This window comes from Mesorhizobium sp. HAY1-8B (assembly GCF_056868045.1).
This window is the reverse complement of the sequence record NZ_CP200321.1, coordinates 5807352-5821057: the sequence shown is the minus strand read 5'-3', so window position 1 is coordinate 5821057 and position 13706 is coordinate 5807352. Positions and strand designations below refer to the sequence as shown.

Annotated in this window: 13 protein-coding genes; 5 read left to right on the top strand and 8 right to left on the bottom strand. The window is 64.9% G+C overall.

Going from position 1 to position 13706, the window contains the following annotated elements; genetic code table 11:
* A complete protein-coding gene (locus AC1VON_RS27955; protein WP_483125580.1) occupies positions 1–1662 on the bottom strand; it encodes an ABC transporter permease in 1662 nt (553 codons plus the stop codon).
* Positions 1663–1876: 214 nt separating this feature from the next.
* On the opposite strand from AC1VON_RS27955, the gene AC1VON_RS27950 reads away from it, so the two are divergent.
* Positions 1877–2449, top strand: a complete 573-nt coding sequence (locus AC1VON_RS27950) for a hypothetical protein (protein WP_483125579.1) — start codon at positions 1877–1879, stop codon at positions 2447–2449.
* On the opposite strand, the gene AC1VON_RS27945 is transcribed toward AC1VON_RS27950, so the two are convergent.
* A complete protein-coding gene (locus AC1VON_RS27945) occupies positions 2362–3075 on the bottom strand; it encodes an ABC transporter ATP-binding protein (RefSeq protein WP_483125578.1) in 714 nt (237 codons plus the stop codon). The genes AC1VON_RS27950 and AC1VON_RS27945 overlap by 88 nt on opposite strands.
* A 324-nt stretch (positions 3076–3399) precedes the next feature.
* On the opposite strand from AC1VON_RS27945, the gene AC1VON_RS27940 reads away from it, so the two are divergent.
* Positions 3400–3882 carry a hypothetical protein gene (locus AC1VON_RS27940; protein ID WP_483125577.1) on the top strand — a complete coding sequence of 161 codons (483 nt, stop codon included), beginning with the start codon at positions 3400–3402 and terminating at the stop codon, positions 3880–3882.
* A 172-nt stretch (positions 3883–4054) separates the two neighbouring features.
* Here AC1VON_RS27940 and AC1VON_RS27935 read toward each other — a convergent pair whose 3' ends face one another.
* Positions 4055–4663, bottom strand: coding sequence for a Crp/Fnr family transcriptional regulator (locus tag AC1VON_RS27935; protein ID WP_483125576.1), 609 nt, complete (start codon positions 4661–4663; stop codon positions 4055–4057).
* Here AC1VON_RS27935 and AC1VON_RS27930 point away from each other — a divergent pair.
* Positions 4662–5234, top strand: a complete 573-nt coding sequence (locus tag AC1VON_RS27930; protein ID WP_483125575.1) for a hypothetical protein — start codon at positions 4662–4664, stop codon at positions 5232–5234. The genes AC1VON_RS27935 and AC1VON_RS27930 overlap by 2 nt on opposite strands.
* A 72-nt stretch (positions 5235–5306) precedes the next feature.
* Here the strand turns inward: AC1VON_RS27930 and AC1VON_RS27925 are convergent, their stop codons facing one another.
* The 4 genes from AC1VON_RS27925 to AC1VON_RS27910 form a co-directional block, all read right to left on the bottom strand.
* Complete coding sequence (locus AC1VON_RS27925) at positions 5307–8504, bottom strand: efflux RND transporter permease subunit (protein WP_483125574.1); 3198 nt, start codon at positions 8502–8504, stop codon at positions 5307–5309.
* A complete protein-coding gene (locus AC1VON_RS27920; RefSeq protein WP_483125573.1) occupies positions 8501–9463 on the bottom strand; it encodes an efflux RND transporter periplasmic adaptor subunit in 963 nt (320 codons plus the stop codon). The genes AC1VON_RS27925 and AC1VON_RS27920 overlap by 4 nt, the downstream gene beginning before the upstream one ends.
* A gap of 11 nt (positions 9464–9474) precedes the next feature.
* The gene (locus tag AC1VON_RS27915; RefSeq protein WP_140685429.1) at positions 9475–9675 is read right to left on the bottom strand and encodes a YgaP family membrane protein; all 201 of its coding nucleotides are present in this window, start codon (positions 9673–9675) and stop codon (positions 9475–9477) included.
* Positions 9676–9829: 154 nt separating this feature from the next.
* Positions 9830–11137, bottom strand: coding sequence for an NAD(P)/FAD-dependent oxidoreductase (locus AC1VON_RS27910; RefSeq protein WP_483125572.1), 1308 nt, complete (start codon positions 11135–11137; stop codon positions 9830–9832).
* A gap of 223 nt (positions 11138–11360) precedes the next feature.
* Between AC1VON_RS27910 and AC1VON_RS27905 the strand changes: the two genes are divergently transcribed.
* Entirely contained in the window at positions 11361–11696 is a 336-nt protein-coding gene (locus AC1VON_RS27905) for an ArsR/SmtB family transcription factor (protein WP_172349381.1), read from the top strand.
* 26 nt (positions 11697–11722) lie between these two features.
* On the opposite strand, the gene AC1VON_RS27900 is transcribed toward AC1VON_RS27905, so the two are convergent.
* Positions 11723–12607, bottom strand: coding sequence for an aldo/keto reductase family oxidoreductase (locus AC1VON_RS27900; RefSeq protein WP_483125571.1), 885 nt, complete (start codon positions 12605–12607; stop codon positions 11723–11725).
* A gap of 93 nt (positions 12608–12700) precedes the next feature.
* On the opposite strand from AC1VON_RS27900, the gene AC1VON_RS27895 reads away from it, so the two are divergent.
* Positions 12701–13606, top strand: coding sequence for a LysR family transcriptional regulator (locus tag AC1VON_RS27895; RefSeq protein ID WP_172349383.1), 906 nt, complete (start codon positions 12701–12703; stop codon positions 13604–13606).
* The last annotated feature ends 100 nt before the right edge of the window (positions 13607–13706 follow it).

The window sequence follows — 13706 nt, the reverse complement described above, 5'->3', positions numbered from 1 at the left end:
TCAGTCCCTCGTTTTCAGGACAGCCACGAGATCGAGCCTGTCGATCCTGCGGCGGATTGTGATGAAACTGGCGATGGCCGCGCCGATGACCAGGAGCGCGGCGATGGCATAACTGCTGCGATCGATCACAGCGGGGATCTGAAACGACTCGCTCGCACGCGCCGACGCGATCAACTCGATCAGGTACCGTCCGATCAGGAGCCCTGCGGGGATGGCCACAATCAGCTCCACGGCAAGCTCGCTGATAATGACGGCGGATACCTCACGCCGCGTCAGTCCGATGATGCGCAGGCTGGCCAATTCCCAGGCGCGCTCCTGCAGGGCGATGCGGGCACTGTTGTAGACCACGCCTATGGCGATCAGCATTCCAAACCCCGAGAGGACCAGCGCGCCGATAACCACCATTCCGCCGATCGTTTCGTTGAACAAGGCAAACCACAGGACCTTGACCGAGCTTCCCTCGATCTTCGGCATTGACCTTATCCTGGACCAGAGCAGTTCAGATTGACCCGGATCGATCCTGAAGGTCGCGACATTCGCAACGGAACCCTCCCGCATCAGGCGATTGAGTGCGGTGCGCTCCATCGTCACGGACGCCCCCAAAATATCGTCCGAAATCCTGCGGACGGTGACTTCTCTCACGGCTCGGCTGCCTTCGAGCACCTCGATCGTGACACTGTCACCGACATTGAGATCGAGCTGCCTCGCGATCGTCCGGCTGAGCATGATGCCATCGGAGGGTACGGCAATCGGCCGTAGCGCGCTGTCTCTCAGCACCTTGAGCTCGGAACCGGAATCCAGACCAGTCGCCGAGGTGCGATAGGCGCGATGCCCAGCTCGCAATGTGATCGGCACGACTCGCTGGACTTCAGCCTCAAGCACGCCAGGTATCGCCCGCAACTCGTAGAGTGCATCCGCCGAGACCGGTTCCGTGAAAGTAACAAACGCGTCACCGCGCTCGATGCGTCCAAAACTTACATCGATCATGTAGTCGATGGCGTCGAACCAGTAGAGCCCGAACAGAATGAGCGGAATGGCCAGCGCGATTCCGACGGTCGTCAACAGCGTCCTCACGGGCCGTCCGAGAATCGTGCGCGCCGCTATCACGTACTGGAGCGGAATTCGCTGGCTTCCAATCGTCTGCAGCCAGCTGAATGTGTGCAACGCGGGCGGCGTCTCGGGACGCATGGCTTCGGCGGGAGCAAGCATGGCAATCCGGTATACCGCCGATGCCGCGGCAAGGTTCGCCGCGCCGACGCTGACAAGGGTCGCCGCAACGAGCAGCCATGGCTCCAGTGGCGCCTCCAGCGATGGAAACCGGAAGAAGGCGGCATAGCTCCCGACAACCCCGATCGCGAACCAGCACCCCATGACCAGACCCATCGCCGATCCCAGCAATGCGATGGCGGTGACCAGCTTGAAGTAGTGGAAGGCGATGGTGCGGTTCGCAAACCCCAACGCCTTCAGCGAAGCGATCTGCCCCCTTTGTGCCTCCACCATCCTGCCGATGACGACGTTGAGCAGCAACGCCGCGATGCCGAAGAAGACCGATGGCATGACGATGCTCAGGGTTTCCTGCTCCGCCAGTTCGTCCTTGAGAAAACGGTGCGACGGCTGATCGCTCCGGCCATAGGCTCCGGTGCCGCCGTATGGCGCCAGCAACCGATCGACCTCTTCCAGGACATGTTGTGACCCCGCGCCGGGCGCCAGAAGTCATCAGCGCGTCGTTGAAGGCGCCTTTCATGTCGAATGCGCTTGCCACCGCATCCTCGTTTGCCCACACCACCACGAAATTCCGATCGTCCGGAAGCGGCACCGCGGCGCGGGTGGCAAAGATGAATTCGGGTGACAGGGCGGTGCCCACGACGCGGAAGCCTTGCAGCCGGCCGTTGAGTACCACCTCGATGGTTTCTCCGCTCCGCACGGCGCGCGCCTCGGCATACGCCGCGTTGATGATGACTTCTTCCGGATGCAGCGGATCGGGCCAGCGTCCCTGCACGAGATGCAGGCGGTTGAGCAACGGCTGACCCGCGGCAGGGAGCGAGATGACGCGCCCCGAGATCGGGAGGTTGGTGTCCTCGCGGATCACGCGCACTGGCTCGGCGACGCGCGGCTCCACGATGCCAATGCCGTTGATTTCGCGCAGCCGATCCACGATCGAGAGCGGCGCGCGCGTCATGCCCACGAAGATGTCGGCGAAACGTTCGTTGCGGTAGTGTGCCTCCATGGCGCCGATCAGCGCCTGGTAGTTCGACACCGACATCACGAAGACGGCCACGCCGGCCGCGACGAGCAGCGCGATGCTGAGGACCTGAAGCCGCATCGACCAGAGGTCGCGCGCCACCTTGATGTCCAGGACGTTCACCACGTCACATCCTCGGCCCGTATGCGCCGCGGATTGGGTTCTTCCTCGACGATGCGCCCGCCGCTCAGCCGCAACACGCGATGAGCCATCCCCGCGATTGCCGAGTTGTGAGTGATCACGGCGGTCGTCGTGTTCAGCTCCGCATTGACCTTGGCGATTGCCGCAAGAACCAGCCTGCCAGTGTCGACGTCGAGCGCGCCGGTCGGCTCGTCGCAGAGCAGGATATCCGGCCGTTTCACGATTGCGCGTGCCACCGCGACGCGCTGCTGTTCTCCACCGGACAATTGTGAAGGAAAGTGACCAGCGCGATGTGACAGTCCGACGAGTTCGAGCGCTTCGGCTGGTGTCATCGGATTGCTGGCGATCTGCGCGACCAGCCGCACGTTCTCCTCGACAGTGAGGCTCGGTATCAGGTTGTAGAATTGAAATACGAAGCCGACATGCTCGCGCCTGTATGTCGTCAGCTGCTCGTCGCTGGCTCCGGTCAGTTCGTGATCTCGCCAGGTCGCCGTGCCTGACGTTGGCGCGTCCAATCCGCCGAGGATGTTGAGCAGGGTCGATTTGCCTGACCCGGAAGGGCCGAGAAGTACGATGAATTCGCCTTGTCGGATATCGAGGTCGACGTCCTTCAGCGCCACGACACGTGAATCGCCCGCGCCATAGACCTTGGTCAATCCCCGGGCGACGAATACCGGGGCCAGGGGCTGCATGGCTGAACTCTCTACGTCTGGTCTCTGGACTGGCATGCGGACTCCGGTTCCGGCCCACGCCGGACAGGTCCTAAAGCCTCGACGGCCTGATCACCTTGACTCTTGTCAAGTTCGGAACCGTGGTGCGCAAACCGCAAATCCCCGATGCCGAGCGCGGCATCCCATTTTCCGCGTCGACCAGGCTCTGTTTGTGAACCTGGTGTTGATCCAGATCAGAATCCGGTCGCTTGGTCCCTGTGCATGTATGGCCAAGCCCTGTCTGGACCTTATGTTGCCACAATCGGACAATGCGATGGAGCAGGTATCAGCGATGGGGCCGCTAAAGTGAAGAGCGCCGTATTTCCTGCCGCCGTGCTGCTCGCCGGCATGACGGTGCCGGCATGGGCCGATGCGGTATGCATGGCCAACACGGGACGTTTTGAGCCCGGGCAGTATGCCTGCCTGAGGGCCGGCGAGACGAGCCATCTGGCCCGTTGCGAGATGAACCTCAACATCTTGTCCTGGAACGAGGTTCTTGACCATTGCCCGGGCGATCCGGCGCCGGGGCCCGCGCCGGCTACATCCGTCTGTCGTGCCAATGGCCAGTTCATCCCGGAGGGCGGGTTTGCCTGCCTCGTCGTGGCCGGCGGCGCGCACCTCGCGCGCTGCGACACCGTGCTCAATGCTCCGTCCTGGACCAAGGTTCAGGACGGCTGCCCCGGCCCGCCGATGCCTGAAGTCATCCCGGATGCCCAGGTGCCTCCATTGCTCGAGCATCCGTTGTCTGGTCCTCGACGCCTGATTGAACGATTGCGTGACGCGCTTTGATGTCGGTAAGCGGCGAGATTGGCGTCGACATCAAGGTGAAGGACTTTGCCTGAAGTTGACCTTATGGTCGAAACCGCCCTGCATCGCGTCCCTGCTTGCACTCGGGTTCGCGCCGCCGGTGTACGGGCGGAAACCTGTGTGGAGTTCTGGAAGAAGCGGTCGTCCGCGGGAATCAAATCGTGTCACGCCTTCGGCGCCAGGCGATTTCACGATAAAGCGCCTCGGGACTGACACCTACTTCACGGGCCAACGTTGACCAGTGTCCCCTGGCGGGAAGGCTCCCATGCCAGGACACCCACGCATCGAGGCGGGCCGCGACTGTCTTGAGGGACAAGATCTCCGACTGCAATCGCGCCTGCTGGACCTCGTGGGCGAGATGGCGCGCCCACGCGCTCGCCAGCTCCGTGTCTTCCTCGATCCGGGTGAGCAGGCCGGCGCGCGGAATGGCCCAGGTCACGGCTGCAACCTCTGTTCGGGCCGCGCAATGGTAAGAGGCTGAATACAACGAGGCTTCGGCCAGGATGGAATTTGGACCCGCACGTTGAAGGATCAGGGCCGTTCCATTGTCCTGATGCCTGACCAGATGAACGACGCCCGAACGCACGACGTGAATGAACCGGACGGGATCACCCAGATGAAACACCGGTGCTCCCGCCGCGAACTCGATCTCGCGGCCTTCCAAACGGTCGAGCAAGGCAATTAGCGGTGGCGACATGATTTCTATCATGTAGCGTTGCTCGAGGCTGTGGCAAGCATGGCTGGTCAACGGAGCAATTGCCATGATACGCGCCCTCGCGGTCGCCGCCTGCCTGGTTTCTTCCACGGCCTGTGCCCAGCAAGCCCAGTCAGGCGGAATGGACCATAAGATGCATATGCGGATGATGAGCGGGCAAGCCACAGGTGCCGAGGTTCCGACGGAGCCCGGCCAAGGTGCGTTCGCGGCGATCCAGGAGATCGTGGCGATCCTTGAGGCTGATCCTCACACGGATTGGTCCAAAGTGGACATCGACGCCCTGCGCGCGCATCTCGTCGACATGAACGCGGTTACTTTGGCCGCCGATGTGAAGAGCGAGCCGGTCGTGGGCGGAACCCGCTTCCTGGTCACGGGTTCGGGAGCCGTTCGGGATTCCGTGCGCCGGATGGTGAAGGCCCATGCGGCGACGATGAACGGGGTAGACGGTTGGCGTTTCGACGCTTCCGATATCGACGGCGGCGCATCCCTGACGGTGTGGCCCCCGGCGGCGGATGCCGCCAAACTGCGCGGCCTCGGGTTCTTCGGGCTCATGGCTCAGGGGATGCACCATCAGCGCCATCACATGATGATCGCGCGAGGCGAAGACCCTCATCCCTGAAACGGGAGCTGGAAAATTCTTCACCTGAATATTTTCGCGTGATCCAGGTCATAATCCGGCCCTCCGGCACCTTCACGTGCGCAGCACCCGGTAGATCGCGGGGATGACCAGCACCGTCAGCAGCGTCGAGGAGGCGAGGCCGAACAGCAGCGAAATCGCCAGGCCCTGGAAGATCGGATCGGTCAGGATCACCGCGGCGCCGATCATGGCGGCAAGTGCGGTGAGCAGGATCGGCTTGAACCGGATCGCGCCGGCCTCGATCAGGACCTCGCGCAACGGCCTGTCGGGCGAGGCGGCGTGACGGATGAAATCGACCAGCAGGATCGAATTGCGCACGATGATGCCGGCCAGCGCGATGAAGCCGATCATCGAGGTGGCGGTGAACGGCGCTCCGAACAGCCAGTGTCCGCCGAGGATACCGATGAAGGTCAGCGGGATCGGCGTCAGGATCACCAGCGGCACCTTGAACGAGCCGAACTGGGCGACGACCAGGATGTAGATGCCGAGCAGGGCGACGCCGAAGGCCGCCCCCATATCGCGGAAGGTCACCCAGGTGACTTCCCATTCGCCGTCCCACAGAAGCGCCGGCCGGCTTTCATCCTCCGGCTGGCCATGCAGCGAGATCGCGGGCTTTTGCAATCCGGTCCAGTCCTGCGCGTCGATGGCCTTGCTGACGGCGAGCATGCCGTAAAGTGGCGCCTCGAAGCTGCCGGCAAGCTCGGCCGTCACCATTTCGGCGGCGCGGCCATTGTGCCTGAACACCGGGAATGAGGCGCGCTCCGGCGTCACCCGCACAACATCTCCGAGTTCGACCACGCCGCGGTCGCCGGGCAGGACATTGGTCGGAATGGGCGTGGTCAGGAAGCGCTCGTCGAGCGTCCTTTCGCCCTTCGGCCGCTCGATGCGGATCGGGATCGGCTGGCGGCCACCGCCGCGATGCGAATAACCGACGGTCTTGCCGCCATTGAGGATGGCGAGCGTGTCGAAGACGTCGCTTTCCTCGACATGGAAGAACTCCGCATCGTCGGTGGAAATCGTGGCGCGCAGCCGGCGCGCCGGCTGTCCCCAGGAATTGTCGACGTCGACGATGAAGGGCACGGAGCGGAATGCCGTCTCGATCTTTTCGGCGACCTTGCGGCGCGTCTCGCCGTCGGGTCCGTAGACCTCCGCCAGCAGGGTTGCCATCACGGGCGGACCGGGCGGCGGCTCGACCACCTTCAGGCTGGTGCCTTGCGGCACCGGGATCGTGGCGATGCGCTGGCGCACGTCGAGCGCGATCTCGTGGCTGGAGCGGGTACGGCTCGCTTTCGGCAGCAGGTTGAGCGCCACGTCTCCCTGCTGCGGCTCGGTGCGCAGGACGGCATGGCGCACGAGGCCGTTGAAATTGAAGGGCGCCGCTGTTGCGGCATGTGTCTGGACCGATCGAACCTCCTTCAGCTCGAGAACCCTGGCGGCGACGGCCTGTGCAACCGCATCGGTCGCCTCGACGGAAGACCCTTCCGGCAGGTCGATGGTGACCGACAATTCGGACTTGTTGTCGAAGGGCAGGAGCTTGACCGTGACATGCTCGGTGTAGAACAGCGCGAGCGAGCCGAGCGTCAGCAGGCCGACGGCGAGCAGGAAGGCCCAGCTCGCCTTCTTCGAGGCCAGGATAGGCCGGGCGACGGCTGTGTAGGCGCGGCCGAGCGGACCGCCATTGCCATGGTCCCCATGGGCATGCACCGGCGCGCGCCCGGCGAGTTTGAGCATCAGCCACGGCGTCACCATCACCGCGACGAAGAAGGAGAAGATCATCGCCGCCGAGGCGTTGGCCGGGATCGGGCTCATATAAGGCCCCATCATTCCCGAGACGAACAGCATCGGCAGCAGTGCGGCGACCACGGTCAAGGTGGCCACGATGGTCGGGTTGCCGACTTCGGCCACCGCCTCGATCGCCGCCTGCCGGCGGTCGCGCCCGCCGCCCATGGCCCAGTGGCGCGAGATGTTCTCGATCACCACGATAGCATCGTCGACGAGGATGCCGATGGAAAAGATCAGCGCGAACAGCGAGACGCGGTTCAGCGTGTAGCCCATGACGCGCGAGGCAAACAGCGTGAGCAGGATGGTCACCGGAATGACGACGGCCACGACCATGGCTTCGCGGCGGCCGATGGCGACCCAGACCAGCAGGATGATCGAGATCGTCGCCAGGCCGAGATGATAAAGAAGCTCGTTGGCCTTGTCGTTGGCGGTCTCGCCGTAGTTGCGCGTCACGTCGATCGCGATATCGCCCGGGATCAGTCCGCCCTGGAGCAGGGCGACCCGGTGCAGGATGGCGTCGGCGACCGCGACCGCGTTCGATCCGGCGCGCTTGGCGATGGCGAGCGTGACCGACGGCACGCGCTCCACGCCGGCGCCAGCCCTGGTGACCGTGGACACCAGCGCATCACCGGTGTCGGTGGCGAAGGCGACGTCGGCGACGTCGCGAACATAGACGGGGCGGTTGTCGCGCGAGGTCAGGAGCAGGTTGCCGATCTGGTCCGGCGAGGCCAGCGTTTCGCCGGCGACGATGTCGATCTGCTCGCCCCGGTCGCGCACGCGTCCGGCCGGAAAGGCCTTGTTGGCGCCTGACACCTTGGCGGCGAGCTGCTGCAAGGTGACGCCGTAAAGGGCGAGCTTTTCCGGGTTCGGATCGACGCGGATGATCTCTCCGGTGTCGCCGACCAGGTAGGTCAGGCCGACATTGTCGATCTTGGCGATCTCGGTGCGCAGTTCGCGCGCGATGCGGGTTAGGTCGTTCGGCGTCATGCGCGCGGCCGCCTCCGGCTTCGGCGACAGTGTCAGCGTGACGATCGCGACGTCGTCGATGCCGCGGCCGACGATCAGCGGCTCGGGCACGCCGACGGGAATGCGATCCATGTTGGCGCGCACCTTGTCGTGGACGCGCAGCAAGGCAGCGTCCGACGAGGTGCCGACGACGAAGCGGGCGGTGACCATCACCTGGTCGTCGCGCGTCTGCGAATAGACATGCTCGACGCCGTCGATGCCCTTGACGATCGTCTCCAGCGGCTCGGTGATGAGCTTGACGGCATCGTCGGCCTTCAGCCCGTCGGCGCGCACGAAGATGTCGACCATCGGCACCGAGATCTGCGGTTCCTCCTCGCGCGGCAGCGTGAGCAGCGCCACCAGCCCGAAGACGAAGGCGGCGACCAGGAACAGCGGCGTCAGCGGCGACGCGATGAAAGCCCGCGTCAGCGCGCCGGCGATACCGAACGAGGCAGGACCCTTCATGGCGTGACCACGACATCGCCGGCCGCGAGGCCCGTCAGGATCTCGACATAGTCGCCGTCGGCGCGCTTGGTCCGCTCGCCGGTGACCACCGCTCGTTCGGCCTGTGCGCCGCCGGCGGTGACGCGGACGAAATCGATGCCCGAGCGGGTTGCGATCGCCGACGCCGGCACCAGCAACGCGGAGCGCTCGGCGACCGGCAGCTCGACCAGGACTCGCGCATCGATGAAATTGGTATCGAGATTGTCGACCTCGACGTCGGCGATGACGCGGCCGTTGTCGATCTGCGGATAGATCTTGGCGAGGCGGCCGGCGGCTCCCTTGCCGCCGGCATTGATGCGGATGGCGGCTCCCTCCCTCAGGGACGCAGCGTAACGCTCCGGAACGGCCAGCCGCAGGAACACGCCGCCGCCGCCGATGGTGGCGACCACTTCACCGGCCATGATGACGGCGCCGCGCGTCACCGGAACGGTCAGCACGCGGCCGTCGCCGGGAGCAAAGACATCGCCTTCGGCGCCCTGCTGCACGATGACCGATCGCTGCGCCTCGGTCGCGGCAAGCTGGTTGCGCGCGACGTCGACCTCGGTGCGCAGCTGGTCAAGACGCTGCGCGGTCATGACACCCTTGTCGACCAGCGTCTGGCCGCGGGTGAGTTCTGATTGCGCGGTGTCCAGCTGTGCCTGCAGCGCGCGCAACTGGGCGTCCAGCGCCGCGACCTGGAAGGCGATCTTGTCGTCCTGAACGGTGGCGATCTTCTGCCCAGCCTTGACCAGTTCGCCCTCGGTGACGGCGAGGTCGACGATCAGCCCGCCGATGCGGGCGCGCGCCGGAACGGTGTCGCGCGCCTCGACACGGCCATAGACCGCCTTCCATTCGGTCACGGTCGTCGGCGCCAGCGTCAGCGTGCCGGCAAGCGCTGGAGAGGTTGCCAGCAACGCGGCGACCAAAAGGGGCATGCGCATGCGGGTCATCCTTAGAATGCGCATCCCGGCTTGACGCCGAGCTTGCGGAAGACCATCGCCGCCGGACAGAAGCCGGTGAACGCCGATTGCAGCATGTTCAAGCCGACGAAGACCGTCAGCCAGACAAACAGCGGCGAGACAAAGGCGGTAAGCACCACGGACAAAAGCACCATGGTGCCGGCGAAGGCGAGAACGGAACGGTCGAGGGACATCGTCATCTCCATTTGTATGTGATCATATTTAGATATATGAATGTTATCGTTGGCTGCAAGGGGTGGCGCCGACTTTGCCGCCGGCGGTTGCGGGCCTTCGATCGGGCCGCCAGCCGCTGTCCGCCCGAGGGCCAGCCGCGGTGGCTTGCCCCGGTCAGGCAACCGGTACATCCGGCGGCGCCTCGACCTTGATCTGCTTGAGCTTGTCGATGCCCAGCGCCTGCAGCGCGAGGCGCTCGTAGAAGGGCTCGGACTTGCCGGTCCTGATCTTGTGCAGGAAATACTTCTCGAAGCCGACCTTGGCGGTGTGCACCCATTTGCCGGAGGACGACCAGTTGACGTTGCGCGGCGGGATCTGCGGCTGCGCCACGAAGGCGACGCCGGAATCGCCGAAATCGGCGAGGCAGACCGCATTCCACGTGCCCTGGGCATCGGGCTCCTCGCCCTTCACCAGCCGGCCGATGTTGCGCGCCGTCGCCGTGACCATGGATTCGATCATGAAGCCGGTCTTGGGCACGCCCACAGGAACCGGTGTCTTGCCGATCGGCGGGATGGCGACGCAGACGCCGACCGCGAATATTTCGGGGAAGGCCGGGTTGCGCTGGTGCTTGTCGACGACGATGAAGCCGCGCGGATTGGTGAGCCCCTCGATGCCGAGCACCGCCGCCACGCCACGGAAGGCCGGCAGCATCATCGCAAAGGCGTGCGGCAATTCATGCGCCTGCCTGACCGACCCATCGTCGGCGATTTCCTGGACGAACATCTTGCCCGGCTCGACCTTGTCGACCCTGGCGTTGCAGATCCACTTGATGTGATGCTGGCGCATCTCGCTCTCGAGCAGGCCCTTGGTGTCGCCGACGCCGTCGAGGCCGAGATGGCCGATATAGGGTTCCGAGGTGACGAAGGTCATGGGCACGCGGTCGCGCACCCTGGCGTCGCGCAACGCCTTGTCGAGGATGAAGGTGAATTCGTAGGCCGGTCCGAAGCAGGACGCGCCCTGGACCGCGCCGATGACGACCGGACCCGGCTTGGCGACGAGCGCGTCGAAGGCCGTCTTGGCCTTGAGGGCGTGATCGATGTGGCAGACCGACTGGGTGTTGTGCTCCGGCCCGAGCCCCTCGATCTCGTCGAAAGCGAGTTCGGGGCCGGTGGCGATCACCAGATAGTCATAGGAGAGGGACGAGCCGTCGTTGAGTTCCACCGTGCGTTCGGCCGGGTGGACGCGCTTGGCTCCTTGCGGATGAAAACCGATGTTGCGCCGAGCGAGCACCGGAGCAAGGTCGATCTCGACCGCCTGCCTGTCGCGCCAGCCCACGGCGACCCAAGGGTTGGATGGCACGAATGAATAGTGGCTGCCATTGTTGATTACAGAGACCTTGTGTTCCCCGGCCAGTTCGTCGCGAAGCTCATAGGCCATGATGGTGCCCCCCAGTCCGGCACCAAGGACGACAACATGCGCCATGCTCTTTCCTCCTTCGCGGCGCGGCCTTTGGCGCAACGCCGACATTGCGATTCCCACGTAGGGAGCGGCATTGGCTGATCCTGCGCCATTATGGCCGGCCGCGACTTGATGCGGATCAAACGAGCGCGCTGGCGTGAATCTCCAGCGTATCGATCCATCGGCTTGACAGGCGCCGGCGTCAGGCTAATATTATTTGTAACTCTTAATATGATAATGTGTTCATATGCGCAACATAAAAATAGCCGAACTGGACAAGCGAGCGCGCGAAGCGTCCGAACTGCTCGCCGCGATGGCAAATGAAAAACGGCTGATGATCCTGTGCCATCTGCTGGACGGCGAGACGAGTGTGAACGAACTGGCCGAACTGGTTGCGATGAACCAGTCGGCGCTGTCGCAGCAACTTTCAAAGTTGCGCGCGCTCAAGCTCGTGGACACGAGGCGCGACGCCCAGCAGGTCTACTACCGGTTGGCTTCGGTGGAGGTCGAGCGAATCCTGCAGACGCTCTACGGCATCTATTGCGATCCGCGGACAAGGATCGCCAAGATCGGCAGCCGGTAGGCTGCCGATCGGCAGCAGGAACCGCCTTATGCCGCTTGCTCGGCTTCACTGCCGATCCCGTTCAGCACATCGATCGCCTCGCGCGGCAGGTCGAGTTCGGCCGCCGCCAGGTTCTCGCGGAGATGGCCGACCGAGGAGGTGCCGGGGATGAGCAGGATGTTGGGCGAGCGCTGCAACAGCCAGGCGAGCGCCACCTGCATGGGGGTCGCGCCAAGTTTGCGGGCGACATTGGCCAGCGTGTCCGACTGCAGCGGCGTGAAGCCGCCGAGCGGGAAGAAGGGCACATAGGCGATGCCGTCGGCGGCCAGCTCGTCGATCAGCGCGTCATCCTCGCGATGCGCGATGTTGTACTGGTTCTGCACGCAGACGATATCGGCGATGCCGCGCCCCTGAGCGATCTGGGCGCGGGTGACATTGCTCATGCCGATATGGCGCACCAGGCCCTGGCGCTGCAATTCGGCGAGCGTGTTCAATTGCGGCTCCAGCGACCCTTCGGCGGGGCCGTGGATGCCATGCATGGAGCGCAGGTTCACCACCTCGATCACGTCCAGGCCAAGATTGCGCAGATTGTCATGCACGGCCTGCGTCAGCTCCGGCGGCGACATTGCGGGGAGCCACGATGCATCGGCGCCGCGCCGGGCACTGATCTTGGTGACGATGGTGAGGTTGGCGGGGTAGGGGTGCAGCGCCTCACGGATGATCTGGTTGGTGACATGCGGGCCATAGAAATCCGATGTGTCGATATGGTCGACGCCGCTGGCGATCGCCTCGCGCAGCACGGCGAGGGCGCCATCGTGGTCTTTCGGCGGACCGAAGACGCCCGGTCCCGCCAGTTGCATGGCGCCGTAGCCGAGGCGCTTCACGGTGCGGTCGCCGAGTTTGAAGGTTCCGGCCTTGCTGATGTCTGTCATTGTCTCATCTCCTTTGGATCGGCCCAATGTAGACAAAGCGTGCCTGCACGATAATATGGTGCAATCAGCACACCCTGTGCGGAAAGGCGAACAATGGCGACGGATCTCGGCGACCTCCAGGCGTTCATGGCGGTGGCGCGCGCCGGCGGCTTTCGCGAAGCGGCACGGGTGGGCGGCGTCAGCGCCTCCAGCCTCAGCGAAACGGTGCGGCGGCTGGAGAGCGGGCTCGGCGTGCGGCTGTTCAACCGCACCACGCGCAGTGTGGCGCCCACCGAGGCCGGGGCCCGGCTGCTCGAGCGGCTCGGCCCCGCGCTCGGCGAGGTCGAGGCCGCGCTCGACGTGGTCAACGGCTTTCGCGGACGCCCGGCCGGCACACTGCGGCTCAACGTGCCCGTCGTCGCGGCGAAACTGGTGCTGCCGCGCCTGTTGCCGCCGTTCCTCGCCGCCTATCCCGAGATCCGCATGGAAGTGACCGCCGAGGACAGTTTCGTCGACATACTGGCGAGCGGCTGCGACGCCGGCATCCGCTATGACGAGCGGCTGGAGCAGGACATGATCGCCGTGCCGATCGGTCCGCGCCGGCAGCGCTTCGCCACCGCCGCCGCTCCGGCCTATCTCGACAGGCACGGCCGGCCCGGGCACCCGCGCGACCTGCTCGACCATGCCTGCCTGCGCGGCCGCTTCACCAGCGGCCTGACGCCGGCCTGGGAATTCGAACGCGACGGCGAGGTGGTGAGCGTCGAACCGACCGGGCCGCTGCTGGTCAGCACCGGCACGGCAATGGCCCTTGCGCTTGAAGTGTCGGTTGCCGGCGGCGGCATCGTCTCGCTGTTCGAGGACTGGCTGCGGCCCTATTTCGACGATGGCCGGCTGGAGCCTGTGCTGGAGCCCTGGTGGCAGGAATTTTCCGGGCCGTTCCTCTACTATCCCGGCCGCCGCCTCACGCCGGCACCGCTGCGCGCCTTCATCGATTTCGTCGGCACGATGCGCTGGGGGTGAGGCCCGCGCCCATGCAACTTGCTGGCACATCCGGACAATCCAAACGCGAACCGTAACACTTTGTTTCCTTGCCCGCCGTATCCACGGGGGCAGCGTCCCC

Excerpts from the sequence above, each read along its gene's own strand:
- AC1VON_RS27920 (WP_483125573.1), bottom strand. The coding sequence starts at position 9,463 with ATGCGCATGCCCCTTTTGGTCGCCGCGTTGCTGGCAACCTCTCCAGCG.
- AC1VON_RS27895 (WP_172349383.1), top strand. The coding sequence starts at position 12,701 with ATGGCGACGGATCTCGGCGACCTCCAGGCGTTCATGGCGGTGGCGCGC.
- AC1VON_RS27935 (WP_483125576.1), bottom strand. The coding sequence starts at position 4,663 with ATGGCAATTGCTCCGTTGACCAGCCATGCTTGCCACAGCCTCGAGCAA.
- AC1VON_RS27930 (WP_483125575.1), top strand. The coding sequence starts at position 4,662 with ATGATACGCGCCCTCGCGGTCGCCGCCTGCCTGGTTTCTTCCACGGCC.
- AC1VON_RS27910 (WP_483125572.1), bottom strand. The coding sequence starts at position 11,137 with ATGGCGCATGTTGTCGTCCTTGGTGCCGGACTGGGGGGCACCATCATG.
- AC1VON_RS27900 (WP_483125571.1), bottom strand. The coding sequence starts at position 12,607 with ATGACAGACATCAGCAAGGCCGGAACCTTCAAACTCGGCGACCGCACC.
- AC1VON_RS27945 (WP_483125578.1), bottom strand. The coding sequence starts at position 3,075 with ATGCAGCCCCTGGCCCCGGTATTCGTCGCCCGGGGATTGACCAAGGTC.
- AC1VON_RS27925 (WP_483125574.1), bottom strand. The coding sequence starts at position 8,504 with ATGAAGGGTCCTGCCTCGTTCGGTATCGCCGGCGCGCTGACGCGGGCT.
- AC1VON_RS27915 (WP_140685429.1), bottom strand. The coding sequence starts at position 9,675 with ATGTCCCTCGACCGTTCCGTTCTCGCCTTCGCCGGCACCATGGTGCTT.
- AC1VON_RS27905 (WP_172349381.1), top strand. The coding sequence starts at position 11,361 with ATGCGCAACATAAAAATAGCCGAACTGGACAAGCGAGCGCGCGAAGCG.